Annotated in this window: 22 protein-coding genes; all 22 read left to right on the forward strand. The window is 48.4% G+C overall.

Annotated elements, in window-relative coordinates; genetic code table 11:
* Nucleotides 1–314 precede the first annotated feature (314 nt).
* The 22 genes from pth (at nt 315) to nadC (ending at nt 26,348) form a co-directional block, all read left to right on the forward strand.
* On the forward strand, nt 315–875 hold the full coding sequence (gene pth / locus AC4PM4_RS29500) for an aminoacyl-tRNA hydrolase (RefSeq protein ID WP_063567548.1): 561 nt from the start codon (nt 315–317) through the stop codon (nt 873–875).
* Nucleotides 876–973: 98 nt separating this feature from the next.
* Nucleotides 974–1,204 (forward strand): anti-sigma-F factor Fin, encoded by a 231-nt coding sequence (fin, locus tag AC4PM4_RS29505; RefSeq protein ID WP_024633714.1) that lies wholly within the window; start codon nt 974–976, stop codon nt 1,202–1,204.
* A gap of 278 nt (nt 1,205–1,482) precedes the next feature.
* Nucleotides 1,483–5,010, forward strand: a complete 3,528-nt coding sequence (mfd, locus tag AC4PM4_RS29510; RefSeq protein WP_063567549.1) for a transcription-repair coupling factor — start codon at nt 1,483–1,485, stop codon at nt 5,008–5,010.
* Nucleotides 4,994–6,130 (forward strand): peptidylprolyl isomerase, encoded by a 1,137-nt coding sequence (locus AC4PM4_RS29515; RefSeq protein ID WP_491615215.1) that lies wholly within the window; start codon nt 4,994–4,996, stop codon nt 6,128–6,130. The genes mfd and AC4PM4_RS29515 overlap by 17 nt, the downstream gene beginning before the upstream one ends.
* A 319-nt stretch (nt 6,131–6,449) precedes the next feature.
* A complete protein-coding gene (gene spoVT, locus AC4PM4_RS29520; protein WP_024633717.1) occupies nt 6,450–6,992 on the forward strand; it encodes a stage V sporulation protein T in 543 nt (180 codons plus the stop codon).
* A 189-nt stretch (nt 6,993–7,181) separates the two neighbouring features.
* Nucleotides 7,182–8,882, forward strand: coding sequence for a putative polysaccharide biosynthesis protein (locus AC4PM4_RS29525; RefSeq protein ID WP_491615216.1), 1,701 nt, complete (start codon nt 7,182–7,184; stop codon nt 8,880–8,882).
* A 249-nt stretch (nt 8,883–9,131) separates the two neighbouring features.
* Nucleotides 9,132–10,625, forward strand: coding sequence for a bifunctional methyltransferase/pyrophosphohydrolase YabN (gene yabN, locus AC4PM4_RS29530; RefSeq protein WP_491615218.1), 1,494 nt, complete (start codon nt 9,132–9,134; stop codon nt 10,623–10,625).
* Between the two features lie 303 nt (nt 10,626–10,928).
* Entirely contained in the window at nt 10,929–11,201 is a 273-nt protein-coding gene (locus tag AC4PM4_RS29535; protein ID WP_017691362.1) for an HU family DNA-binding protein, read from the forward strand.
* Nucleotides 11,201–11,479: an RNA-binding S4 domain-containing protein gene (locus AC4PM4_RS29540; protein WP_024633720.1), complete on the forward strand. Its 279-nt coding sequence runs from the start codon at nt 11,201–11,203 to the stop codon at nt 11,477–11,479. The genes AC4PM4_RS29535 and AC4PM4_RS29540 overlap by 1 nt, the downstream gene beginning before the upstream one ends.
* A gap of 179 nt (nt 11,480–11,658) precedes the next feature.
* Complete coding sequence (yabP, locus tag AC4PM4_RS29545; RefSeq protein ID WP_053778920.1) at nt 11,659–11,943, forward strand: sporulation protein YabP; 285 nt, start codon at nt 11,659–11,661, stop codon at nt 11,941–11,943.
* On the forward strand, nt 11,940–12,509 hold the full coding sequence (yabQ, locus tag AC4PM4_RS29550) for a spore cortex biosynthesis protein YabQ (protein WP_063567553.1): 570 nt from the start codon (nt 11,940–11,942) through the stop codon (nt 12,507–12,509). Before yabP ends, yabQ begins: the two co-directional genes overlap by 4 nt.
* Before the next feature lie 12 nt (nt 12,510–12,521).
* On the forward strand, nt 12,522–12,857 hold the full coding sequence (locus tag AC4PM4_RS29555; protein WP_063567554.1) for an FtsB family cell division protein: 336 nt from the start codon (nt 12,522–12,524) through the stop codon (nt 12,855–12,857).
* 198 nt (nt 12,858–13,055) lie between these two features.
* Nucleotides 13,056–13,589 (forward strand): S1 domain-containing RNA-binding protein, encoded by a 534-nt coding sequence (locus AC4PM4_RS29560; RefSeq protein WP_063567555.1) that lies wholly within the window; start codon nt 13,056–13,058, stop codon nt 13,587–13,589.
* Between the two features lie 502 nt (nt 13,590–14,091).
* On the forward strand, nt 14,092–16,599 hold the full coding sequence (spoIIE, locus tag AC4PM4_RS29565; protein ID WP_177031309.1) for a stage II sporulation protein E: 2,508 nt from the start codon (nt 14,092–14,094) through the stop codon (nt 16,597–16,599).
* A gap of 85 nt (nt 16,600–16,684) precedes the next feature.
* Nucleotides 16,685–17,437: a vWA domain-containing protein gene (locus AC4PM4_RS29570; RefSeq protein ID WP_400349375.1), complete on the forward strand. Its 753-nt coding sequence runs from the start codon at nt 16,685–16,687 to the stop codon at nt 17,435–17,437.
* A complete protein-coding gene (locus AC4PM4_RS29575; RefSeq protein ID WP_024633727.1) occupies nt 17,421–18,368 on the forward strand; it encodes a serine/threonine protein kinase in 948 nt (315 codons plus the stop codon). Before AC4PM4_RS29570 ends, AC4PM4_RS29575 begins: the two co-directional genes overlap by 17 nt.
* A 44-nt stretch (nt 18,369–18,412) precedes the next feature.
* Entirely contained in the window at nt 18,413–19,852 is a 1,440-nt protein-coding gene (gene tilS, locus AC4PM4_RS29580; protein ID WP_400349372.1) for a tRNA lysidine(34) synthetase TilS, read from the forward strand.
* 53 nt (nt 19,853–19,905) lie between these two features.
* Complete coding sequence (gene hpt / locus AC4PM4_RS29585) at nt 19,906–20,445, forward strand: hypoxanthine phosphoribosyltransferase (protein WP_024633729.1); 540 nt, start codon at nt 19,906–19,908, stop codon at nt 20,443–20,445.
* A 101-nt stretch (nt 20,446–20,546) separates the two neighbouring features.
* A complete protein-coding gene (ftsH, locus tag AC4PM4_RS29590) occupies nt 20,547–22,592 on the forward strand; it encodes an ATP-dependent zinc metalloprotease FtsH (RefSeq protein ID WP_063567558.1) in 2,046 nt (681 codons plus the stop codon).
* A 298-nt stretch (nt 22,593–22,890) separates the two neighbouring features.
* Complete coding sequence (gene nadA / locus AC4PM4_RS29595; RefSeq protein ID WP_024633731.1) at nt 22,891–23,829, forward strand: quinolinate synthase NadA; 939 nt, start codon at nt 22,891–22,893, stop codon at nt 23,827–23,829.
* A 36-nt stretch (nt 23,830–23,865) separates the two neighbouring features.
* Nucleotides 23,866–25,485, forward strand: coding sequence for an L-aspartate oxidase (gene nadB, locus AC4PM4_RS29600; protein WP_090955697.1), 1,620 nt, complete (start codon nt 23,866–23,868; stop codon nt 25,483–25,485).
* Nucleotides 25,482–26,348 carry a carboxylating nicotinate-nucleotide diphosphorylase gene (gene nadC / locus AC4PM4_RS29605; RefSeq protein WP_072735830.1) on the forward strand — a complete coding sequence of 289 codons (867 nt, stop codon included), beginning with the start codon at nt 25,482–25,484 and terminating at the stop codon, nt 26,346–26,348. The genes nadB and nadC overlap by 4 nt, the downstream gene beginning before the upstream one ends.
* The last annotated feature ends 1 nt before the right edge of the window (nt 26,349 follow it).

Raw genomic sequence — 26,349 nt, forward strand, 5'->3', positions numbered from 1 at the left:
ATAAGTTGAACTGACGTTTACACCAAAACGGGAGTGCAGAACCAATCTGAAGAAGCGGAGCGTGCGCCTGAAAGCTTTCTGCAAGAATGCTACTTCGGAAGCATAGGCTATCACCGGATTTTTCCCTTGGATCAAGGGAAAAAAGAAAATCTGGGGATAAGAGCGATCGAAAGATGGTACTGCTATCGGAGTGATTAGGTGTAATTATCGTTCAAATTATATAACCAATTCGAATCTCACTTTGTTGATATTATATGAAATATAACATTCGAAGTCTATGCTTCACCTTAGGCTGATCCGAAGGAGGGAACAAGATGAAGTGGATTGTCGGCCTCGGAAATCCAGGCCCAAACTACGCTAAAACCCGTCATAATATCGGCTTTATGGCACTTGATCGACTTGCAGAGCGTCATAATATCTCCATAACGCAGAGCAAATGCAAGGCGCTGATTGGAGAAGGTGTAATTGGAGGCGTCAAAACGGTGCTGATTAAACCAATGACGTTTATGAACCTTTCCGGTGAGTCGGTAAGGGCGTATATGGATTTTTATAAAGTTAGTCTGGAAGACCTGATTGTCGTCTATGACGACATGGACACAGAAACAGGCAAAGTCAGATTGCGTTACCAGGGCAGTGCAGGTGGTCACAATGGAATCAAATCCATTATCCAGCATACCGGTACACAGCAGTTTAACCGGGTACGGATGGGAATATCCCGACCAGAACCGGGACATGCCATTGTAGACTACGTACTGTCGAAGTTTATGAAAAACGAAAAGGAAGCGCTCGATCAAACGATCGAACAGACCTGTGATGCATTGGAGTATAGTCTGGATCATACGTTTGAGCAGACGATGGCCAAGTTCAACGGATGAACCGCTGCAAGTGACACTGGAAAAATGATCAAGATTCGGGTTCGATTCGGTCTTAATGGGCATACTGGACGTATAAACCATGTTCAGGAGGCATAAACATGTCAGTGAATTATGTGTGTAGGCATTGCCGTACTTTTATTGGACGAATCGATTCTGCCCGGATAACGGAAGCGCAATTGGGCTTTCATTTCTTGACCCCCGACGAGCGGAGGGATATAATAGCGTATAATTCCGGTGGCGATATAACCGTTCGGATTACATGTGATTATTGCAAAGAAGCTCTGGAGTTCAATCCTGAGCTGAGCCTGCTTGCGAGTCCGCTTCAATAATTAACTCGCCCGCAGCAAGAACTTATGACAGATGATGGCGGCTGCGGAATATCGCTCCACCTTTATAGCCTTGGCAGCCTGCTGAGGCTTCTTTTCAGTTGGGATGAAACCAGACTATATCCAAATTAGCCCCCAGCCACATCAAACGGATGTGGCAAAGTAGCGATTAATCCTTTATGATGAAACAGGACAAAAAGGAATTTGTATCCAATTTTTAATGTGGTGAACCTGCGCGCATGCGTGAGATACTCAAGTAAGTTATAAGAGAGGTGCCCCTTTTGTTACAAGCACTTATACAGGCTTTTTCCAAAGATCCGGACTTCGGGTCCATTACGGCCGGGATTACATCCGGCATGAAAGAGCAATTGGTTTCGGGCTTATCCGGTTCGGCGCGTCAGATTATGCTGGCTGCTCTACATCAGGAAATGAACAGACCCCTGCTCGTTGTGACACACAATATGTTTTCCGCTCAAAAAATCGCAGAAGATTTACAGGAAGCGCTTTCACCTGATCAGGTGTTGCTCTATCCTGCCAACGAACTTGTTGCCGCTGAAGCTGCTGTTTCCAGTCCGGAAACATTGGGTCAGCGTATTGACGTGTTGGTCCGTTGCGCCCAGGGATTTAGGGGCGTTGTTGTTATCCCGTTTTCCGGGGTACGGCGCTATGTTCCACTTCCAGAAGTGATGGCTAATGCTCAGATTACAATTAAACAAGGCAATACGCTCGAGTTGGATGCATTCCTGCTGGAGATGGTGAAGCTCGGATATGAACGTGTAGAGCGTGTAGAATCACGCGGCGAGATGAGCGTGCGTGGAGGAATTATTGATTTCTATCCAGTCACATCGTCCATTGCGTATCGTGTGGAATTATTCGACGATGAGATCGATTCCATTCGTACATTTGATCCTGCAGATCAGCGTTCCATTGAACGAATTGACGAAGTAACGGTTCTGCCGTGCAAAGAGTTAATTGCAGATCGTGAACGTATGGAGAAGGCTGCGGATGCGGCCGTTATTTTGCTTGACCAACAGTTGGAGAAAATGACGGACCGGCAGGCAAAGCTGCGTCTGCGAGAAGAAATTCATCGCGAGATCGAACTTCTGCGGGAGCATGTGTATTTCTCCGAAATGTATAAATATATTTCACCGCTCTATCCGGAAAACAAGACGATCTACGACTACATGCCAGAAGATACGTTGCTTGTACTCGACGAGCCAGCAAGGCTCGCGGAGACGTCGAAACAGCTTGACCGAGATGAGTCGGAGTGGAATCTGCATTTGATGCAAAACGGGAAGACCCTTCCAGACCTGCATCTGTCGGCCGATGGGGATGATCTGATATATGAACGTCCATTCCAGACGCTGTTTATGTCCATCTTTTTGCGTCAAGTTCCTCATACCCAGCCGCAGAATATCCTCAACTTTATCAGCCGTGGAATGCAGGACTTCCATGGTCAGATGAACGTGCTCAAAGCAGAGATGGAGCGCTGGCAGAAAGCCGGAGTTCAGGTGCTCATGCTGGCTAACGGTGAGGAAAGACTAGATCGCATGCGTCGGGTACTCATGGACTATGATATCCCTGAGCCGGAGATGCTTATTGGCAACTTGCAAACGGGTTTTGAAATGCCTTCTATTCATCTGGCTGTCGTCACCGAAGGCGAGATGTTCTCACAGAAGCAGCGCAAAGTACGCAAACCGATTCGCAATGTGGACAATGCTGAACGAATTAAATCCTATAGTGAGCTGAAAGTGGGCGATTATGTCGTTCACCAGAATCACGGGATTGGTAAGTATCTCGGGATCGGCACACTTGAGGTTGGCGGTATTCACAAGGACTACATGCATATTCTCTATGCAGGTGGAGACAAACTGTCTGTACCGATTGAGCAGATTGATCTAATTCAGAAATATGTCGGTTCGGAAGAGAAAGAGCCGAAAATATATAAGCTGGGCGGCAATGAGTGGACACGGGTTAAAAATAAAGTCCGCACATCTGTACAGGATATTGCTGATGATCTAATCAAGCTTTATGCGGAACGTCAGACGTCAAAAGGTTTTGGCTTCGACAAAGACTCTGCGGAACAGCAGGAGTTCGAGGATATGTTCCCTTATGATGAGACACGTGATCAGGTGCGTGCCATCGAAGAAATCAAGAAGGATATGGAACAAAATCGTCCGATGGACCGTTTATTGTGTGGGGATGTCGGTTACGGCAAAACCGAGGTCGCTATCCGTGCTGCATTTAAAGCTGCCATTGAGGGGAAACAGGTTGCTGTATTAGTCCCTACAACCATTTTGGCGCAGCAGCATTATGAAACGTTCCGTGAGCGTTTCTCCGGTTATCCATTCAACATTCATGTACTTAGCCGATTCCGTTCACGTAAAGAACAGAACGAGACGGCCAAAGGCATTAAGGCAGGCACCGTCGATATCGTCATCGGTACCCATCGGTTGTTGTCACAGGATCTAGTCTTCAAGGATCTTGGCCTGTTAATTGTAGATGAAGAGCAGCGCTTCGGTGTAACGCACAAGGAAAAACTGAAAAAGCTGAAAACAAACGTGGACGTGCTGACACTGACAGCAACGCCGATTCCGCGTACCCTTCACATGTCCATGCTGGGCGTTCGGGATCTGTCGGTTATTGAGACTCCGCCAGAAAACCGTTTTCCGGTACAGACGTATGTCGTTGAACACAGTCAGGCACTTGTTCGTGAAGCGATTGAACGTGAATTGGCTCGTGGCGGTCAGGTCTACTACTTGTATAACCGTGTTCAGGGAATTCAGGAGATGGCTGCGGAAATTTCCGAATTGGTGCCTGAGGCCAAGGTTGGTGTGGGACATGGCCAGATGTCGGAAACGGAGCTAGAGAAGACTATTTTGGACTTCCTGGATGGTGAGTACGACGTACTCGTCAGCACTAGCATCATCGAGACCGGGGTAGATATTCCTAACGTAAATACTCTGATCGTGCATGACGCGGACAAAATGGGGCTCTCCCAGCTGTACCAGCTTCGTGGACGGGTGGGACGTTCCAACCGGATCGCGTATGCCTATTTCACGTACCAACGGGACAAAGTGCTGACCGAAGTTGCTGAGAAACGTCTGCAATCGATTAAGGAATTCACCGAACTGGGTTCGGGATTCAAGATCGCGATGCGTGATTTGTCGATCCGCGGCGCGGGTAATCTGCTCGGAGCTGAACAGCACGGCTTTATTGCGTCTGTCGGATTCGATCTATATTCTCAGATGCTGGCAGAGGAAATTAACAAACGCAAAGTTACGATGCTCGGCGAAGAGCCGGTGCCATCCGATCAGTGGAACACAACACTGGATCTCAGTATCGATGCGTACTTGCCGTCTGATTATATTTATGACAGTATTCAGAAGATTGAAATTTATAAAAAAGTGGCGGTTATTGCCTCCTTCGACGATGCAATGGAACTGGAAGACGAATTGGTTGACCGATTCGGAGATCTGCCGGAAGCCGTGATCAATCTGCTGGCGGTGGCCAGAATGAAAGTCTATGGCAAGATCTACGGTATTGAATCAATCTCCCAACGCGGAGATGATCTTACAGTGAAGTTCTACGAAGGCCGAGAACATGCATTTGAGCTCTCAAAAATCGCACACATTGGAAATCAGTTCGAAAGACGTGTACAATTTGAACAAGGACCCCATATGCTTATTCATGTCAAGGGCAAAGGGCTTGGGGACAAGCAACTGATGGAGCTGGTAGAGAAATTTCTGGAGTCCATGAAAAGTGCTTTTAAATCAAAGGGGGAACTAAAGGATGTTAGCAAAGTATAAAAAAGTAGGGAAAGTACTGTCTGTGAGTATGGTAGCAGTACTGTCCTTATCACTGCTTGCTGCTTGTGGCAAGAAGGAAGAAGCGAAAACAGAACCGAAGGATACAAGTGCTGTAGTCGCTACGTATGATGGCGGTACAATTACAGCCAATGAATTCGACATGGAGCAACGGGTCATGAAATTCCTCTATCCGGAATATGCACAAATGATGGATATGGATGATTTCAAGGAGTACCTGGTAAAACAGGAAGTTGCTTATGAATATTTGAGTGGAAAAGCAAGTGATGCAGCCAAAACCGAGGGTGCCAAAACAGCGACAGAGCAATTCGACAAAATGAAAGCTTCTGTTCAAGCTGACCAATGGACTGAGATGCTGAAAGCTCAGAATCTGACAGACCAGAACATTAAGGATTACATGACTCGCATCATGACGGTAATTAAGGATAAAGAAACGGGCGTTACTGAAGATGCGATTAAAGCTGAATTTGAGAAAAATAAAGATCAGTTCACAACGGCGTCTGTTCGTCATGTACTGATTGGATTTACCGATTCTAAGACTAAAAAAGAGCGTAAAAAAGAAGACGCACTCAAAATCGCAAAAGAAGTGAAAGCCAAACTTGAGGGCGGAGCCGACTTTGCAGAAGTGGTAAAAGAATACTCTGACGATACCAATTCTGTTGCAGATGGTGGACTTTTCAAAGACGCACCAGTAGCTAATTGGGTTGATACATTCAAAGAAGCAACTAAAACGCTACCGCTTAACAAAATCAGTGATCCTGTAGAATCTGAATATGGTTATCACATTATTAAAGTGGAATCCCGTACTGAGGCGGACTACACCAAATTAACGGCTGAACAAAAGGAAAGTTTGAAGAGCCAATTGGCAGCTGCTGAGATCGATACATTCATGACCAGCGAACTGGACAAAATCGTAAAAGAAGTAAAACTGCCGAAAACAGACAAGGCTGAAGAAGGTACGACTGAAGGCACAACCGGTACAGGAACTGGTACTGAGGGTGAAAAAACCGATGCGGGTACCGATACCAAAACGGATCAAGGAACAACTGGAACCGACAAGGATACAACAACAGGTGAAGGTACAGATACAAGCGGTAAGTAAGATAGCGAGTGCACACATTCAGCAAATACGTTTGTCTGGGTGATACACTGAACGCTTCTAATATGGACAACCATACAGAAAAGCAAGGGGGGGACTTAAGGCCTCCCTCTTGCTTTTCCTTGTATCTGTGGAGCAAAGTGGGTACATGGTCTCCTTCTGTGGAAGTTTACACAACTATATTCTCCAAAGTATGTATAAGGAAATGGGAACAGATGAATACTATGGTCAAGATATCACACTAAACGTTCTGGGACTTTCCTCTACCCATTAAGGAACAGTAGTTGAAAAATCTTCTCGAGAAAGTGGGGCAACATGTGAAATGAAAGCTACTGGTATTGTCCGCCGTATAGATGACCTCGGTCGAGTGGTCATTCCGAAAGAAATCCGCCGTACGTTACGTATCCGTGAAGGCGATCCACTTGAGATTTTTGTGGACCGCGATGGAGAGGTTATTCTTAAAAAATACTCGCCGATTGGCGAACTTGGTGATTTTGCCAAAGAATATGCAGAATCGCTGTATGAAAGTACAGGCCATGTAACGATGATCTCTGATCGTGATACGATTATTACCGTGGCAGGTGGCTCCAAGAAAGAGTATCTGGACAAGCAGGTAGGTCCTTTGCTGGAGAGTTGTATGGAAAACCGGAAGACGATTTTGGAGACCAACAATGGTTCTTATGAGCTTAGCAAAGATCATGACGAGACGTTATCGTCTTTTGTTATTGCCCCGATCATTTCAGGTGGTGACCCCATCGGAACGGTTATCCTTTTCAACAAGGATGAATCGGTGAAGATGTCTCAGATGGAAATTAAAATGTCCGAGACAGCTGCCGGGTTCCTTGGCAAACAGATGGAGCAATAAATAGCAGATCAACTCCTGGTGCCCAGAGGGCAACCAGGAGTTTTTGCATTTTAGGGAAGATGTAGACCGTGTGGATGATGTCCTGAAGGGTAGGATGCCTTGAGGGGTTAGTCTGTGCGCCTTGGGACAGGTATAATAGCTAGGTATACTTTGAAGGAATGAATGCACGGACATACGCAGGAGGGACATATGAAACAGTTGTCTACAGGCTCAAGATTGCTTCAGGGCGCATTTGTGCTTGGGCTTGCCGCCATTATATCCAAAATCATTGGTGCTTTTCAGAAGATTCCGCTACAGAATCTGGGGGGAGACGGTGTTTTTGGCATCTACAATACGGTGTACCCGTTCTATATGCTCATCATTACCCTTGCTGCTGCAGGGCTGCCTGTGGCTGTATCCAAATTCGTAGCCGAGCAGAATGCTCTTGGTCGACCGGAGGAGGGCAGACGGGTTATACGTTTGTCCTCGATGCTGCTCGGTGGAATTGGACTGGCACTGGCTTTGTTGATGTATATAGGTGCAGCGCTTATTGGAGATCTGATTGGAAATGGAAGTGTCGTACCGTCCATTCGTACAGCTTCAATGGCATTGTTGTTTGTACCGGTGATGACAGGCTTGCGCGGATATTTCCAGGGGTTGCAGCAAATGGTGCCTACGGCGGTATCCCAGGTGGTAGAGCAAACTGTTCGGGTCACGGTGATGATTGTTCTGTTGTTGTGGCTCATGGGACGGGACGCTTCATTGGAGACCATTGCAGCTGGAGCCATGATTGGTTCAGTGGCAGGAGGGTTTGCCGGGTTAGTTACGATGCTTGGATATGTGTACCATCATCGACGGAAAAATGGGGAAAGGCTCGCTGTTATGAAAAGTACTGAGACAGCTGAGCAAATGGAGAAAACCAAAGAACACCGAAGCGGGGGGAGCAGCCTTCTGTCTGAGGAGCGGCGATCCAACGGTGAGTGGATGCGGACGCTACTGATCTATGCCATTCCGGTTTGTCTCGGATCACTGGCTGTGCCATTGATGAATTTGGTGGATACCTTTACGGTACCCCGACTGCTAAGACGAGAAGGGTTGGATGAGCTCCAATCCATGGTGTCCTTCGGGATTTACAACCGGGGCTTGCCGCTGGTTCAGTTGGTGACGATGCTTGCCACGTCGCTGTCTGTGCTCTTTATTCCGGCGATGGCCGAAGCCCGGCTGAAAGGCGGGCCAGAAGCCGTGAGGCAGCAAGCAGGCCTTGCGCTGCGCTGGTTCTGGTTGATCGGCCTGGCGGCATCCGCAGGTCTAGCGGTGCTGGCAGAGCCGATTAACCGCATGCTGTACGGCGATGCCGCAGGCACCGAAGCTCTGCGGTACATGGCGCTGACGGCTGCGGGCAGCACCGTCAGCATTATCGCGGCGGCGCTGCTGCAAGGCCTCGGCGCCGTGCGCGCACCCGCGTTCAGCATGCTGGCCGCCGCAGGCGTCAAGGCGCTGCTGAACGTCTTGCTTGTGCCGGCGCTGGGCATCAGCGGCGCGGCCCTGGCAGGCGCAGTCGCCTACATGCTGGCGGCTGGCCTGAATGTGGCGCTGCTGGCGCGACTTGTCGCCATGCGCCCGGCCCCGGGCGCCGTTCTGGCGAAGCCGGCGCTGGTGATCGCCGCCATGAGCCTGGCGGCGGCAGGCACGGCCTGGGCCGCCGAAGCAGTGCTCGGCGGCATCGGTATCGCGGCCGATCGTAGGCTGGCCGCGATGGGCGTGAGCCTGCTAGGCATAGCCGCAGGCTCGGCCGTGTTCTTGCTGGCCGCGGCCCGGACGAGGCTGCTGAGCGCCGCAGAGCTGGCGGCCGTGCCCAAGCTGGGGCCGCTGCTGGCGAAGCTGCTGCGCAGACTGCGTGTGCTGCGCTAACCCTCGCGTTGCGCTGCTACAGTTAGCGCTACGTCAGCCATTCAACCCGGCTCCCACATTAAAGCGGAGCAAAAGTGATTGAATGAGTCACACCGTGTCATATGCAAATGCAATTATAGGATAACGTCTAATTCTGGTATAATACGTTTAATTATAGAGCCCTGTTCTGTACTATGTATGACCCATCCAAGATTGGTTGACCAAGGATGGGGAGTCGGAACGGGATAGTTCGGATGGAGGCTTATAAAGATGAGTGCAACTTTGACAGTAGTCGGTCTTGGATCTGGAGATGCAGATCAGCTAACGGTAGGAATCATCAAAAAAATGAAACATGCAGCGACGCTGTATGTACGCACACTGGATCATCCCGTATTGAATGATCTCAAGCAGGAAGGGTTGGAGATGACATCCTTCGATGCCATCTATGAGGCGAAGGATTCTTTTCCGGAAGTGTACGACGAAATTGCAGATCGACTGATTGTGGCCGCACGCAAGGGTGAGCCGGGTACCGAGATCGTTTATGCCGTGCCAGGGCATCCCATGGTCGCTGAAGCGAGCGTACGCCTGTTGAAGGAGCGCTGCCCAGAAATGGGCATTTCGCTGCGCGTTATGGGTGGGGAAAGCTTTCTGGATGAAGCGTTTATTCGTCTTGGATTCGATCCGATTGAAGGTTTTCAGCTTCTCGATGCCAGCAGTCTGAATACGGAACTGGTGCAGCCACAGCTTCATACCTTGATTGGACAAGTATATGATGTGTTTACCGCTTCCGACGTAAAACTGTGCCTGATGGACGTTTACCCTGACGATTATCCGGTATTTGTCGGACATGCCTTGGGTGTACAGGGACAGGAGATCATACACAAGGTGCCGCTGCATGATCTGGATCGGATTGAAGGGTACGGTAATCTCTCATTGATATATGTGCCCAAGAATACGGATGACGCGCTTCGTCGGCGCTCCTTCGCACGACTGCATGAAATCGTGAATATCCTTCGCAGTCCAGGTGGCTGTCCATGGGATCAGGAGCAGACCCACCAGTCGATTCGTAAAAACCTGATTGAGGAAACCTATGAAGTCATTGATACGATTGATGAAGATGACCCTGATCACATGAAGGAAGAGCTGGGCGACCTCCTGTTGCAGATTTTGCTGCACTCCCAGATGGAAGAAGAGGTTGGCACATTTAACGTGTACGACGTTATCGAAGGGTTGAACGACAAGCTAATTTTCCGTCATCCGCACGTATTCGGTGAACAACAGGCAGAGAATGCGAATGAAGCGTTGCAAAACTGGGAACAGATGAAGGCAGAGGAGAAAAAGCGCAAGGGACAGGATCTACAGCAGACTTCTGTGCTAGACGGTATTCCCCGCGACTTGCCTGCCTTGATGAAAGGGTACAAATTACAGAAAAAAGCGGCTAAAGTTGGCTTCGATTGGGATGACGTGGAAGGTGTCTTTGCCAAGATTGAGGAAGAGCTGGCAGAGCTAAAAGAAGCAGTGCAGCATAACCAGTCTGCGGAAGAACGGAAGCTGGAACTGGGCGATTTACTGTTTGCAGCTGCCAATGTAGCGAGATTTATTGATACCGATCCAGAGGAGGCGCTTGCCGCCACCAATCGGAAATTCATTCAGCGTTTCCAGTATATTGAGGAGCGTCTGCGTGAACAGGGAAGAACTCCATCAGACAGCAATGTCGATGAAATGGAGCAATACTGGCAGGCAGCGAAGAAGGCTGGATTGTAAAGGGTTCTGGCATTTTGGGCGCTGATCCGATATCATTAGTTGCATCATGCGTATCGTGTCGTCGAAGCATCTCGGGTGCGGTTGCACGAGAAACCGTGTGATTAATGCAGAGGCGTTTCGGGTACTGGACTTAGACTGTTCTTGGGCAGGACCGACAAAAAGTGAAAAAAGTCGAAGACCGAGGCAGGATTTCAGATGCCAAGCCAGAATACATGTGTAGTAACCTTGCGCGGAGCCAACAGCAGCAGATCTGTTGTCACGGATTCGCAGATACTTTTTTTTCAATTTGGGAGGCTTTTAAAAATGAACAAAACAGATCTGATTAACAACATTTCCACCAAAAGCGGTTTGACTAAAAAAGACGTTGAGTCCGTATTGAACGGCTTTTTGGGAGAAATTACAGATGCACTTGCCAGCGGAGACAAAGTACAACTGATCGGCTTTGGCACTTTTGAGACCCGCAAACGTTCCGGTCGTACCGGACGTAACCCGCAAACAGGGAATGAAATCGTGATTCCTGAGTCCACCGTTCCTGCGTTTAAAGCAGGCAACAAACTTAAAGAAGCCGTAAAATAATGCGTCTTGATAAATTCCTGAAGGTCTCCCGGCTGATCAAACGCCGCACCGTAGCCAAGGACGTTTCCGAACAGGGACGTGTGCTGGTGAACGGACGTGAAGCGAAGCCAAGCGCCGCTGTCAAAGTGGGCGATGAGCTTACGGTTCAGTTCGGTCAAAAGCTGGTCACCGTGAAGGTGGAACGTCTTGCCGAGAGTACCAAGAAGGATGAGGCGAGCAGCCTCTACACCTTGGTTAAGGAAGAGCCGATCGCCAAGGATAACGGTCTGAACTGGTAACAGGGATGCCTGATATACTTTTATACACATTCATTGCAAAATGAAAAGAAACGCCTTTCCCGTATAGGGAAGGGCGTTTTTGTGTTCAACCGTTATCCGGACATTTGCTTTCATCCAACCTTGGTTCTATTCTGCACTTCTGATCCATAAGCTAGGGTTAAGAAGGAGGGGTACATGCCATGGTTGAGCAAAGTAAGACGAAACAGCATCATCTGAGCATGCAGAATCGGAAACTGCTGGATCTGACGGGTGTCTCCAATGTGGAGAGCTTCGACAGTGAGGAATTTTTGCTGCAAACTGAACTTGGGCATCTGACCATCCGGGGGCACAATTTACATATCAAAAACCTGAGCCTGGAGGACGGTTTGTTATCCATCGAGGGCACTGTCAGTTCTCTTCAATATCTGGACCCCGGTTCTCAGTCCAAAAACGGTAAAGGCCTGTTCGGCAAGATGTTCCGATGAGTCCGGATACTCAATGGATCACATTGATGTGGATGCTGATGTCGGGAGCCGTGATGGGGATGGCCTACGACAGTTACCGGGTACTGTCCGGTCAGCTACGGTTCCCGAGATGGAGCGTCCACACGCTAGATCTGTTGTATTGGGTCGCTTCCGCGCTGTTCGTCTTCCGGATGCTGTACGCCGGAAACCACGGACAGCTGCGGTTTTATGTCTTTTTGGGGCTGATTATAGGGGTTTGCTTCTATTTTTGGCTTTTAAGTGTTACAACCCAGCGTTTTGTGGTAATGTTAATTAAACTCGCAAGAACGCTGATTCATTGGTGTGGACATATCCTTAACATCCTGATCGTTATGCCCGCTAAAGGACTTTACAAGCTAGTGCGTGTATTATTTGGTTTCGTACTCGCCATACTGTTATTCCTGGGTAAGCTGGTGCTGCAATGTTTGGTACCTTTCGGCAAGTTGTTCCGCTGGATGTTTAGGCCAATCCTGAAACATTGGGTTACGCCACACTTCCTGATCCGTGCGGGTTCAAGTATCGCAGCGATGTGGAAACGCTGGTTTTAAGGAGGTCCGATAATGGGTAAAACACCTATGAACAAATCAAAAGCTCCAGCAGGCCAAGGAAAATCTGCAGGTGCCAAAAGGCGTCTCATGCTATGGATGACCTTTATGGTTGTGTTTATCATTTGGGCAGGATATACGTTCCTTGTGCAGACTGCGCAAATTTCGGACAAGAGTTCTCATCTGGCTGCCCAGCAATCTTCAAAGGAAGAGACGTTGAAGAAGCTGGATCAATTGAAGTACGAAGTCAGTCGGTTGAAGGATCCCGAATACATAGGACAGCTGGCTCGGAAAAAAGGATACTATCTGCCTGAGGAAACACCAATTCAGGTTGAAGAGTCAGGGAACTGATGTAATTTGGCTCATTATCGAGCAAGGATTGTTATCTATGTGTCTGAAGCCGTTATACCGGAAAAAATAGGCTACCTTAAGGGGTAGTGCTCAGTTGACCTTGGTTTGCGGCATAAGGTATAATTAAATTAGCACAGCATTGATTTTGGCATTCAAAAAATCGGGTTGTATATTTTTAAGGGAGGATCATTTTATTCTATGGCAATTGAAGTGGGCACCAAGTTAGAGGGCAAGGTGACAGGCATCACGCATTTTGGAGCATTTGTGGATCTGTCAGGAGGTGTCACGGGTCTCGTTCACATCTCGGAAATCGCCGACAATTATGTCAAAGATGTCAACGACCACCTGAAGCTTAATGACCTTGTTACCGTTAAGGTCATCAACGTTGACAAGGATGGCAAGATTGGGCTTTCCATTAAGCAAGCTGTTGACAAACCGGTTGAGCAACAAACACAGTCCAGACCCCCAAGAGCTCCTAGACCGGAACGCAGTGGAGGAGATCGCGAACGATTCAGCGGTGGAGGCCCAAGTGGTGGCCAAGGCCGTGGAGGCGGTGGCGGTGGTGGTGGTTTTAACCGTGACCGCGGAGGCCGTTCTTTCAAGCCCGCAGCAGGCAAACCTTCATTTGAGGATAAAATGTCACGCTTCCTGAAAGATAGCGAAGAACGAATCTCTTCGCTGAAGAAGAACACAGAAGGCAAACGTGGTGGCCGTGGAGCCAAACGCGTGTAATCTGGTTCAACCTGATTTAAAATATAAGAAAAACCGTTAGCCTTGGGGCTGACGGTTTTTTTGCGTTTGTTTTTAATTTTGGAGTTTAACCGTTCAGATATAGACAATTAACTGGATTCATAGCCGTTTTTGTAAAGTGAAGCTCCATATCCCCAGTTTTTCTGCACAAGAAAAAAAGTACATAAGAACATTTGTCGCCTACCATTTTTTACCGACAGGTTTCCGTGGCATTCCACAGGTATCCTGCTCAAATCGTGGCGATGACGAAGCGCGTCCGGTTCAAAATCAGACAAGTGCCTTGTCGGCAAGGGTTGTGGCAAATGGATGAAACCACAATAAGGCCGGGGGTTCCGCACCACCGCGCCGCGTCTGTTTCTTTTGTCGTAAAGTTTTTGGACCCTACCCACCAATTGTGACAAACTACGTCTTCTATTCTATCTATAATCAGAACCATCGAGAACGAAACACGAAAATTAAATTAATCGAATGGGGTGCCTTGAGGATGATGGAAAAGTGGAATGTCATTCAATTTCCGGGAATGAAAGCTGGTAAAGGAGGTACAGAAGCTCGGGAGGAGCTGTCGGTACGTCTCAAACAGTGGATTAGCTCCCGCAAGGCCGTCCAGATCGTTGCTGCACGTAAATGGGTGCTGCTTCTTACCTTTATGGGATTTTTGCTAGGTAAGGCCATGATTCTGAATGAATTATCACCCTTTGCGATTGCTTACTTTGCGGTTATCGCCTTCATGCGCAGGGATTACATTATTCCGGTAGGAGCTGCGTTGCTGGCAGGAAGTCTCTTCGCCCCGTTTCCGGTACCTCTAATTGTTGCTTCGGAGCTCGCTATCTTCTATCTGTTGTTCAGAGGACTGGAGTCTTATGACCGCGCTGAATTATCTTATGCGCCAACGATGGTGTTTACGACTACTTTTATGGTCAAGTTATTCGCCGTCGTTATTGGGCCGTCTTTCAGCTGGTACGCCATGCTAATGCTCACGATGGATTCCGTACTCAGCTTTGTGCTTACCTTAGTTTTCATACAGGCCATACCGATCTTCACGTATCGCAAAAAAAAATTCAACTTAAAGAACGAGGAGATCCTCTGTCTGATCATCTTGCTGGCTTCCGTAATGACGGGGGCGGTGGGCTGGACGATCCAGTCCCTGTCTGTAGAGCATATGCTCTCTCGTTATCTCATTCTAATCTTCGCGCTGGTGGGCGGAGCCCCCCTCGGAGCATCGGTTGGGGTCATTACTGGTCTCATTCTGAGTTTGGCCGATATGTCGGCGGTATATCAGATGAGTCTGCTTGCTTTTGCTGGCATGCTGGCGGGTATGCTCCGGGAAGGAAAACGTGCGGCGGTTGCTCTGGGCATGCTGCTCGGTTCCTCTATTCTATCCATATACCTGGGTGGACCGGGAGATGTCATGAACTCCTTATGGGAGACATGCGCAGCCATTGTTCTGTTTATGTTAACGCCAAAAAGTATGCTGACGGCCATCTCCAAATATGTTCCTGGCACTCAGGATCACACGAAATCGCAACATGAATATGCGAAGAGAATTCGGGATGTCACCGCAGAACGGGTTACCCGCTTCTCTCAGGTATTCCGTCAGTTGTCACGCAGCTTCGATCAGATGTCCGGCGCGGGGGAGCCGGTACAGAACGAAGGCGGGATGGAACACTTCATGAATGCCGTAGCCGAAGGCACATGTTCGGGTTGCTTTAAGAAGGATCAATGTTGGGATGCGAAGTTTATTCAAACCTATAAATACATGACGGACGTGATGAGTTCCATTGAAGCCAACCCGGAGATGTCAGGCAAGCAGATTCCGGTGGAATGGAACAGGGTATGTGCGAAACCGGAGGACGTACTTGAAGTGATGCGTGCCCAGTATGGTCTGCATCAACATAACATGCAATGGAAACGTCAGATTATAGATAGTCGACAGCTGGTTGCAGAGCAATTATCAGGGGTATCCCAGGTGATGGAGGACCTGGCGAAAGAAATTCAACGGGAAAGTGAGGAGATGGTACAACAGGAGGAGCAGATTCGGGATGCGCTTGAGTCGTTGGGTCTGTCCATACATTCTATTGAAATCATTAATCTGGAAGCGGGGAATGTGGAAATAGAGATTGTTCATGCCTATACACGCGGATTTGACGAGTGCCGGAAAATGATCGCTCCGCTGATTTCGGATGTACTGGACGAGCATATTGCCGTCTTGAATGAGACCATGCTCGATCCTCGCCAAGGGCTGGCGACAGTCACATTTGGCTCTGCCAAAACGTTTGAGATAACAACCGGTGTTGCTGCTGCCGCCAAAGGGGGAGATGTGATGTCCGGGGACAGTTTCAGCACGGTTGAACTGGGTAATGGGACCTTTGCAGTTGCGCTTAGCGATGGCATGGGCAATGGCGAACGGGCACGCATGGAGAGCAGTGCTGCTCTAAACATACTGGAGCAGTTGTTACAGTCGGGCATGGATGAGAAACTGGCGATCAAATCGGTGAATTCCGTTCTGATGCTGCGTTCTCCTGAAGAAATGTATGCAACAGTGGATATGGCTCTGATCGATGAATATACGGCAGAGACCACGTTTATGAAAATCGGCTCGACTCCAAGTTTTATTAAACGAGGGCAGGAGGTTATTCAGGTTTCGGCAAGCAATCTGCCGATTGGCATTATCAAAGATATTGAGGTGGATCTGGTAACCGTACAGCTTCAGCCAGGGGATGTTTTAATTATGATGACAGATGGTATCTATGATGCACCGGGGTATGCCGTCAATAAAGAACTATGGATGAAGCGGCTCATTCAGGAAATTGATAGTGATGATCCTCAGGAGGTAGCAGACTGTCTGCTTGAAAGTGTTATACGTTATCAGCAACATGAGATCTATGATGATATGACTGTAATTGTAGGCAAAATAGAACATTATCGCCCGGAGTGGGCCACATTGAGAGTACCCGGAATAAGCCGGATGGAGCGTCCGCGCACTGTCAGTTAATTGCATATTCCTCTGTTTGAAGTCTCTTCATTCTGGCAATGCTAGTCATAGAGTTGGAGAGTAACCCAAAACGGAGGGATATCGGATGAAACAAATCTTGTTGATCACCGACGGTTGTTCCAATGTAGGCCCAAGTCCAGTGCTGGCTGCGGCGGAAGCGCGAGAAGAAGGAATTACGGTCAACGTGGTCGGCGTTATTGATTATGGAACCATTGGTGAGTTGGGTAGTCGGGAGATCGAGGATATTGCCAAAGCCGGAGGTGGAATTAGTCAGATCGTAGGCACAAGACAGCTTGCCCATACGATGCAGATGATGACAAGAAAAACGGTGGTTCAGACCATTCAACAGGCGGTTAATAGAGAGTTAACACAAATTCTGGGAGAGCACGAGCCGAAAACGGTAACAGACCTTGAACCGGCAAAACGTGCGCAGGTCGTTGAAGTGATGGATGATATGGCCGAGACAACACCACTTCAGGTCGTGCTTCTCATTGACGTAAGTGCCAGTATGAAGCCGAAGCTTGCTGCGGTGGAGGAAGGGATTCGCGATTTAATGCTTAGCTTGCAGGCACGTATGGGTCAGAGCCATCTTTCCGTCTTTCATTTTCCTGGGCGCCATAGCGGAGAAGAAGCTGTCATGGATATCGACTGGACAGTTGACCCGAGCCGTGTTCGTTCACTATTTGGACGTTTGCAAATGAAGGGAGCGACGCCGACAGGTCCTGCGATTCAAAGGGTGATTGATTTTTACCGTTATGGTACACTGGAGGAACAGCAGGAAATAGAAGGGAACTATCGCATTGAAAGAGAAGGGATGCTCGGTGACAACGTTGTCTGACGCCTCTTTCCCGCCAGGAACAGTCATCACAGGGAAATGGAATCGCAGCCGTTATACGATTCGGAAGCTGCTGGGCAAAGGAGCCAACGGCATCGTTTTTCTTGTCCAGCGGGGTGAGAATGGCAAACATTATGCGCTTAAAATGGGATTTGACCCAGTAGATCTGCAATCGGAAATTAATGTGCTCAAATCTTTTCAATTACAGCGTAATCATGAGGCCCTTCGGCAGAGTGGCATTCCTTCTTATCTGAAAGATGTGGATGACTACGCTATTCGTGGTCGTGATATTCCCTTTTATGTGATGCGTTACGTTCGGGGGGAGTCTTTGCACCACTTCATTCGGCGTCAGGGAACGGACTGGACACTTCTGGTTGGACTCAGACTATTGCAAAAGCTGGCTCAATTGCATCAGGCTGGATGGGTGTTTGGCGATCTCAAACCTCAAAATGTACTGGTATCGGATTATGGGCAGGTAGAACTTATCGACTATGGCGGAGTGACTTCTATCGGCCGGAGCGTCAAGCAGTTCACTGAATGGTATGATCGCGGATTCTGGAATGCAGGCAGTCGAACAGCAGACGGTACCTATGATGTGTTTGCTTTTGCGCTATTATTGATTCATGTACTTGAAGCTGATGCACTCAAAGCGCTAGCTGCAGAGGGATTACCTCAACTGCGAAGTGTAAATCAGCTCACAGCTCTCGTGGAGCGCAGCGAACGTCTCCGCCCTTTTCGAAACTGGACTATTCAGGCATTACGAGGTCAATTTCAGGATGCCGGACACGCGGCTAAGGTCTGGAAAGAGATGATGGCACGCCCTTCTCCTCTTCGTCGCCGTTCCAAGAGTACAACTCCGCGTTGGCTCAAAAATGCATTTGCCGTCTCCGTTATATTACTTATTGGGGTACTCATCTATGCACTGCGATTCTGACCTGTGAGAGTGCATATACATAACGTAAGGAATGAGGAACAGGTATGGAAGCTTTACGCTGGAACAAGCTGGTGAATAACGTGCTGGATGCAGCGGAAGAGCATCAGTTATGGGTTCCCGGGGATCGGATTGTCGTCGCAGTATCGGGCGGACCGGACTCGGTAGCTTTTTTGCATATCATGCATGAGATCAGTACCAGGCATGTCCCGCTGGAATTGATCTGCGCCCATGTACACCATGGTTTTCGGATTGAATCCGATCATGAAGCCGAGATGATGAAGGAACTTGCGCACCGACTTGGCATTGCATTTGAATGGGTGAAGGCCGACGTACCTTCTTATATGAAGCTTACCGGTCAAGGCTCTCAGGAAGCTGCGCGCAACAAGCGATATGAGTTTTTGCATGAAGTGGCTGTCAAATACGATGCGGTGAGCATTGCACTGGCCCATCATGCCGACGATCAGGCAGAGACGGTTATGCTCCATTTGCTGCGAGGAAGTGGTCTTTCCGGACTCGCTGGAATGAAGTTTAAACGGCGAGAAAAAAATGTGGAACTTATTCGTCCATGCCTTCGTATAAACAAGACAGACCTTGTAGAAGCTTGTAATACCCAGGGTTTTCTGTATTTTAATGATGAAAGCAATTCCCTGCGTAAATATCGGCGTAATGCCATTCGCTTGGATGTGCTTCCTTTTTTGGGGCAATATAATGGACAGTTGACGCCGTCTTTGAATCGACTTGCCGAAATTGTAGGTGATGAAGACGATTTCATGGAACAAGGTGCATATGACGCATACAGGTGTCTAGTGCAGGCGAACGGCGGAAGGCAAACCTTTGAGGTGCCTTCCTTTTTGAAGTTACATGTCGCTTTACAACGAAGGTTGATTAAACTAATATTGAATTATCTGCCTTTGGACAGTGATTTTGTCGACTTTACCCGTATTGAGACCATTCGCCGCAAGGTAATTCAGCCTGACGCGACGACCTGGAGCCTGGATATAGGACAGACACTCGCCTGCACCCGGGAGTATGATCTGATCTCTTTCGGCATACGGACTGACGTACAGGATCAATCTTACGAATATCGTCTTGCTCAATGGAGCGGAACTTATGAGCTTTCTCTCGCGGAAATCGACCGGCATGTTCGGATCGTTCCGATGAGTCCCGAGGACTATCATGTACCGGAATCGGCGGATCATGCCGCATTTGATGCGGATCAACTGCTTATGCCGCTGGTTGTGCGTTCAAGGTTACCTGGAGATACCATGAAAGTGATGGGATTAAACGGAAGCAAAAAGGTGAAAAATATTTTCATCGATGAGAAAATTCCCCCATCTGTCCGTTCACGGGTTCCCGTGGTATGTGATGGAGCAGGCAATGTCATCTGGTTACCGGGTGTTCGCCGGTCTAGTGTAGCTCCTGTCAGGGAGGATACTTCCGCAATCCTGTACATGACTGTAGGCGATTCAGCGATTCAGGGGTAGTGGTTATGGTTCAGGTAAGGCTTTCATATGTATAACTTAGGAGGTTCGCACAGTTGCAGAACGACATTCAGGAAGTATTGATCAGTGAAGAAGAAATTCAGAGTAAAATCAAGGAATTAGGCGCAACAATAAGTGCCGAATATGCAAATCGCAATCCTTTGGTCATTTGTGTGCTCAAGGGTGCGTTTATATTTATGGCTGATTTGGTTAAGAACATTACGGTACCTGTTGAGATGGATTTCATGGCAGTATCGAGTTATGGCGCTTCCACCAAATCATCAGGCGTTGTTAAAATCATTAAGGATCTGGATGAATCCGTCGAGGGACGCGAGGTTCTGATTGTAGAGGACATTATTGATAGTGGACTCACGCTCAGTTATCTCATTGAACTCTTGCAGAACCGCGGTGCTGAATCCGTCCGTGTGGTTACGCTATTTGACAAGCCTTCAGGTCGCAAAGTCGAACTTGAAGCTCATTACACCGGCTTTGACATTCCGGACGCATTCATCGTTGGCTATGGTTTGGATTATGCCGAGAAGTACCGGAACCTCCCTTACATCGGGATTCTGAAACCGGAAGTTTACAGCAACTAATGCTTAAGCTAGTTCCAAGCCCATATCTGTTGGTGGCTTCTGTTGAGAAGCCATGTCGGGCTATGTTAAAATAATTAAAGTGTCTCGAGAGGAGGTAGGGGATGAATCGGTTCATCCGGAATTCTGGTTTTTATTTGATTCTTTTTTTAGTTGTGGTGGGGATAGTCCAGTTCGTCAGCAATGGCGGCGAAGCCACCGATAATCCTAGATATGATCAGTTGCGCACGGCAATCAAGGCCAACAACGTCTCTGAATTGACGGTTCAATTCAACGGTCAGACGTACCTCGTGACCGGTCAATACAGAAAGATACCTGACGGGGCCAAATCAGAAAATTTCTCAACGTATATTCCTCCTACGGATGAGGCGATTAGTGAGCTTGTAGCTGCAAGCGAAACGAACAATTTTGAATATCATCAGGAACCTATGAAAGGTGACAGCATCTGGTTGACGTTGCTGACTTCCTTTATTCCTTTGATCATTATGTTCCTGCTGTTCTTCTTCCTGTTTAATCAGGCTCAAGGCGGCGGCGGTAAAGTAATGAACTTTGGTAAAAGCCGTGCTCGTCTCTATAACGAAGAGAAGAAACGGGTTACGTTTGAAGATGTTGCGGGTGCTGACGAAGAGAAACAGGAGCTTGTTGAAGTCGTGGACTTCCTCAAGGACCCTCGTAAATTCGCAGCAGTGGGTGCACGGATTCCTAAAGGCGTATTGCTTGTAGGTCCTCCGGGTACAGGTAAAACTTTGCTCGCTCGTGCTGTTGCCGGTGAAGCGGGTGTACCATTCTTCAGTATTTCCGGTTCTGACTTCGTAGAAATGTTCGTCGGTGTCGGTGCATCTCGTGTACGTGACTTGTTTGAAAATGCGAAGAAAAACGCCCCATGTATCATCTTTATCGATGAGATTGATGCTGTAGGACGTCAGCGTGGTGCTGGTCTTGGTGGTGGTCACGACGAACGTGAACAAACACTCAACCAGTTGCTCGTTGAAATGGATGGATTCGGAGCCAATGAAGGTATTATCATCGTTGCTGCAACGAACCGTGCCGATATTCTGGACCCTGCCTTGCTGCGCCCAGGACGTTTTGACCGTCAAATCACGGTTGATCGCCCTGACGTGAGAGGTCGTGAAGCGGTTCTGAAAGTACACTCACGCAACAAACCACTCACCAAAGATGTGAAGCTGGACATTATTGCGAAGCGTACTACCGGATTCTCCGGTGCAGATTTGGAAAATCTCTTGAATGAAGCGGCATTGCTTGCGGCACGTCGTAATCGCAGAGATATTTCCATGCGTGAGGTAGACGAGGCGATTGACCGTGTTATCGTAGGTACGGAGAAGAAAAGCCGTGTCATCAGTGATCGTGAGAAACGTATCATTGCTTACCACGAAGCAGGTCACACCATTGTAGGTTACTTCCTGGAACATGCCGATATGGTACATAAAGTTACCATTATTCCGCGTGGACGCGCGGGTGGATATGTAATCATGTTGCCAAAAGAAGATCGTATGCTTGTAACCAAGCAGGAGCTGTTGGACAAAATAACGGGACTCCTTGGGGGCCGTGTTGCAGAAGAATTGTTCATTGGTGAAATTGGTACTGGCGCATACAGTGACTTCCAGCAAGCGACAGGTATTGTTCGAAGTATGGTTATGGAGTACGGTATGAGTGAGAAATTGGGTCCTATGCAATTCGGAAGTTCACAGGGACAGGTATTCCTGGGCCGTGATATTGGTCATGAACAGAATTACTCGGATTCCATCGCATATGAGATTGATCAGGAAATGCAACGCTTCATTAACGATTGTTACGAGAAATGTAAGGACTTGCTCGTAAAACATTCGAAAGAGATGCATCTGATCGCACAAACATTGCTCGAAGTGGAGACATTGGAAATGGATCAGATCAAGGAATTGATCGAGACAGGTTCCCTGACTCCAAAAAGTGAGAACAGCAATGATGGAGAAGGCACGCCTAGCGAAAGCGGAGAGGCGATCATCGACAACATCGGTGATGTACGCGTCCGTATCCAAGGCAAAGATGAAACGCCTGAGCCACCAGCCGGAGATATTCCTAACGAAGCTCCGAATCTGGACAAAGGAAACAGCAATGACCCGGATGATGGTGGAACGAAGCCAACGTCTTAATTTATAACAACCATCTGTTTATAGTGGCAGATGAACAAAGAGAGCCTTCGGGCTCTCTTTTTTTATATATTCCTTTAAATTGTATAGATAATGATAACGGGGAGCTATAGGGCGAACCACGTAGGAAATGGGCGGTTATGCCCTTGTTCTGGGGCGTTTTCATTTATTGACAGAGTCGTGAACGTTGTGTACATTAGGTGTTAAACCGCTTGTGATTCGTTTCTCAAGCGAAAATAACGACTTGGATTTGCCATATGAAACAGCGTATAAGGCTGTCCCGATAAGGAGAGGATCACAGGTGGAAGCTCTGGCTTTAGAGCGCAAGGCTGAGATGAACCGGGAGCTGCGCGAGCGGCTGATGGAGTTGAAGAAGGAACGTAATGCCATTATTCTTGCCCATTATTATCAACGTGACGAGGTACAGGAGGTCGCTGATTTCCGGGGAGATTCGTTTTTGCTGGCCCAGAAGGCGGCACAAACCGATGCGGATGTTATCGTTTTCTGCGGGGTTCATTTTATGGGTGAAAGCGCTAAAATTCTTGCCCCTAACAAAACGGTTATCATCCCCGACGAGCGTGCAGGCTGCCCAATGGCAGACATGGTGAACGTTGAAGGCTTACGTAAATTGAAAGCACAGCACCCGAATGCCAAAGTTGTAACGTACATCAATTCTTCAGCTGAGATCAAGGCAGAGACCGACATCTGTTGTACATCGGCCAATGCTGTCAGAGTCATTCAATCTGTTGATTCCGATGAAATCATCTGGGTACCGGATAAAAATCTGGGACATTATGTGCAACAACATACAGACAAGAAAATGATTATCTGGGAAGGTTACTGCAATACCCATGATATGCTGACGGTCAAAGACGTGGTTGAGATGAGAGCGAAGCATCCAAATGCCGAGTTCGTTGTTCACCCGGAATGTCGTCCTGAGGTTGTAGAGATGGGTGACTTCGTAGGTAGCACAACCGCCATTCTGGAATATTGTAAGAATTCGTCCGCTAAAGAATTTATCGTAGGTACCGAGGATGGTACAGGATACCAACTGCGTCTCGATAGCCCGGATAAACAATTCCACTTTGCTACCAAGTTCCTCGTATGCCCGAACATGAAGGTCAACAACTTGAAAAAGCTGGTTAAATGTCTGGAAACGATGAAGCCGCAAATTTACGTACCGCCAGCGGTTGCCGACAAAGCCAGAGAATCACTAGAGCGCATGTTACTGGTGAAGTAGCATGCGCTACTCTTGCTCCAAGACAGGTGAAATAACATGATACCGCAATATTTAGTGGATTTTGATCTGTCCGCGCTGCCGATGGTGGAGACGGATGTGCTGGTTATTGGTTCGGGCATTGCTGGTTTGTTTACTGCGATCAAGGCGAGTGAACAACGCAGTGTGTTGATGATCACGAAGAAGTCGTTACTGGATAGTAACACCCGGTATGCGCAGGGAGGAATCGCTGCGGTTATTGCTGAGGATGATTCACCTGCCTACCATTTGCAGGATACACTTGTTGCAGGAGCGGGATTATGCCGCTCCGAAGCAGTCGAAGCATTGGTGAACGAGGGCCCGGACGGAGTGAAAGAACTGATTCGACTGGGTACTTTGTTTGATCTGGAGAACGGCGAGTTGGCGTTGACGCAGGAAGGTGCGCACAGCCACCGCCGTATTTTGCATGCCAATGGGGATGCAACGGGATATGAGATTGTGCGTGCACTGGCTGCACAGGCGAATGAACATCCGGGGATTGAAGTGTGGGATGAGCATTTTGTCATTGACCTGATTACAGAGCAGGGAGAATGTGTAGGTGCGCTGGTTCAGAAGGCTGACGGCTCACAAGTATTTGTGAAGGCAGAGGCAACCGTACTATGCTCTGGCGGAGCTGGACAATTGTATCGATATACGACTAATCCGGAAGTGGCTACAGCAGATGGTGTGGCGATGGCCTATCGTGCCGGGGCAGTTGTCCGGGACATGGAGTTTATTCAATTTCACCCGACCTCCCTTTGTTATCCGGGAGCACCACGTTTCCTGGTGTCCGAGGCGGTACGTGGCGAAGGAGCCTATTTGCGTAATGTGAAAGGCGAGCGCTTCATGGAACGGTATCATGCACAGCTTGAACTGGCACCACGTGATATCGTCGCGCGGGCAATTGTCAGTGAGATGGAATCGACAAACAGCACCTTTGTATATTTGGATATCACTCATGAACCGGCGGAGATGATTAAGCATCGGTTTCCTACTATTTATGAGACCTGTATGCGATACGGACTGGATATGACCACAGACTGGATTCCGGTTGCTCCTGCTGCACATTACATGATGGGCGGAGTGAAGACGGATCTCAGTGGGGAGAGCAGCATTGGCCGGTTATTTGCCTGCGGTGAGGTATCTTCTACTGGAGTACATGGAGCCAATCGCCTGGCGAGCAACTCTCTGTCTGAAGCAATCGTATTTGGCCGGAGAATCGTGGATCGTATTCAATCCCTTCCTCCGCTTGCTTCACTCCAGACAAATATTCCCACATTAACAACTATTCGCAGGATCATAAAGGAAGAGCAGAAGCCGGTGTCCGAAAGACGCTTGCGTCTGCAAAAAATGATGGTGCGTCAAGTGGGGCTGCGCCGGAATGGCGCTAACCTGCAAGCAGCAATAGAGAAACTGCAACAAGAACTGCAATTTTTTGATCAGAAGTTTACTCACAAAGAAGAGATGGAATATGCCAACCTTTTGACCTGTGCCTGGTTGGTTACCACTGGAGCATTACACCGCGAGGAAAGTCGGGGAGCCCACTACCGTGAGGATTTCCCGCAGCGTGACGATGCCGTATGGCAGAAGCATAGTCTGCAGCAGCGAGAACAAGCGATTGTGGAGGAATTGATGTCATGATACTGAACGGATATAATGAAGGACTCATCGAATCAATCAAAAACTGGCTTCGTGAGGATGTTGGTGCAGGGGATGTCACAACAAATGTGACGATTCCCGCTGGCAGTCAGTCCAAGGCCGTTATACATGCCAAAGACAATGGAATCATTGCAGGAATTACGGTAGCAGAACTCGTGTTTCAGGTAGTGGATCCTGGTCTTGCGTTCACACCAATGGTTAAAGACGGTGATGCAGTTACACATGGTACGATTCTGGCTGAGGTAGAAGGAAGCACACATAGCTTGCTGACAGGAGAGCGTCTGGCTCTTAACCTGCTTCAGCGCATGTCTGGTATCGCTACCCGTACACGTACTTATGTTGACGCGCTGGAAGGCCTTTCTACACGACTGGTCGATACTCGTAAAACAACACCGGGACACCGCTTGCTTGAAAAATATGCAGTGCGGGTTGGTGGCGGAGCAAATCATCGGTTCGGTCTCTATGATGCCGTCATGATTAAGGATAACCACATCAAGGGCGCAGGCGGGATCACTGAAGCGGTACAGCGTGCGCGAGCCGTCATTCCGCATACAATGACCATTGAAGTAGAGACCGAAAACATGGAACAGGTCAGAGAAGCCTTGCAGGCTGGGTCAGATATCATTATGCTGGATAACATGCACCCAGATCGGATGCGTGAGGCCGTCGCTCTTATTCGTGAGCAGGCTCCGCATGTGAAAGTTGAGGCATCGGGCAACGTCTCGCTAAATACCATTCGTGGTATTGCAGAGAGCGGAGTGGATGTAATTTCAGTTGGCAGGTTAACCTACTCTTTTGAGAGCCTGGATATCAGCCTGGATTTAAACGAAAAGAAAGAGGGGTGAA

The sequence above is a fragment of the Paenibacillus sp. MDV22-iso6 genome (assembly GCF_058408365.1).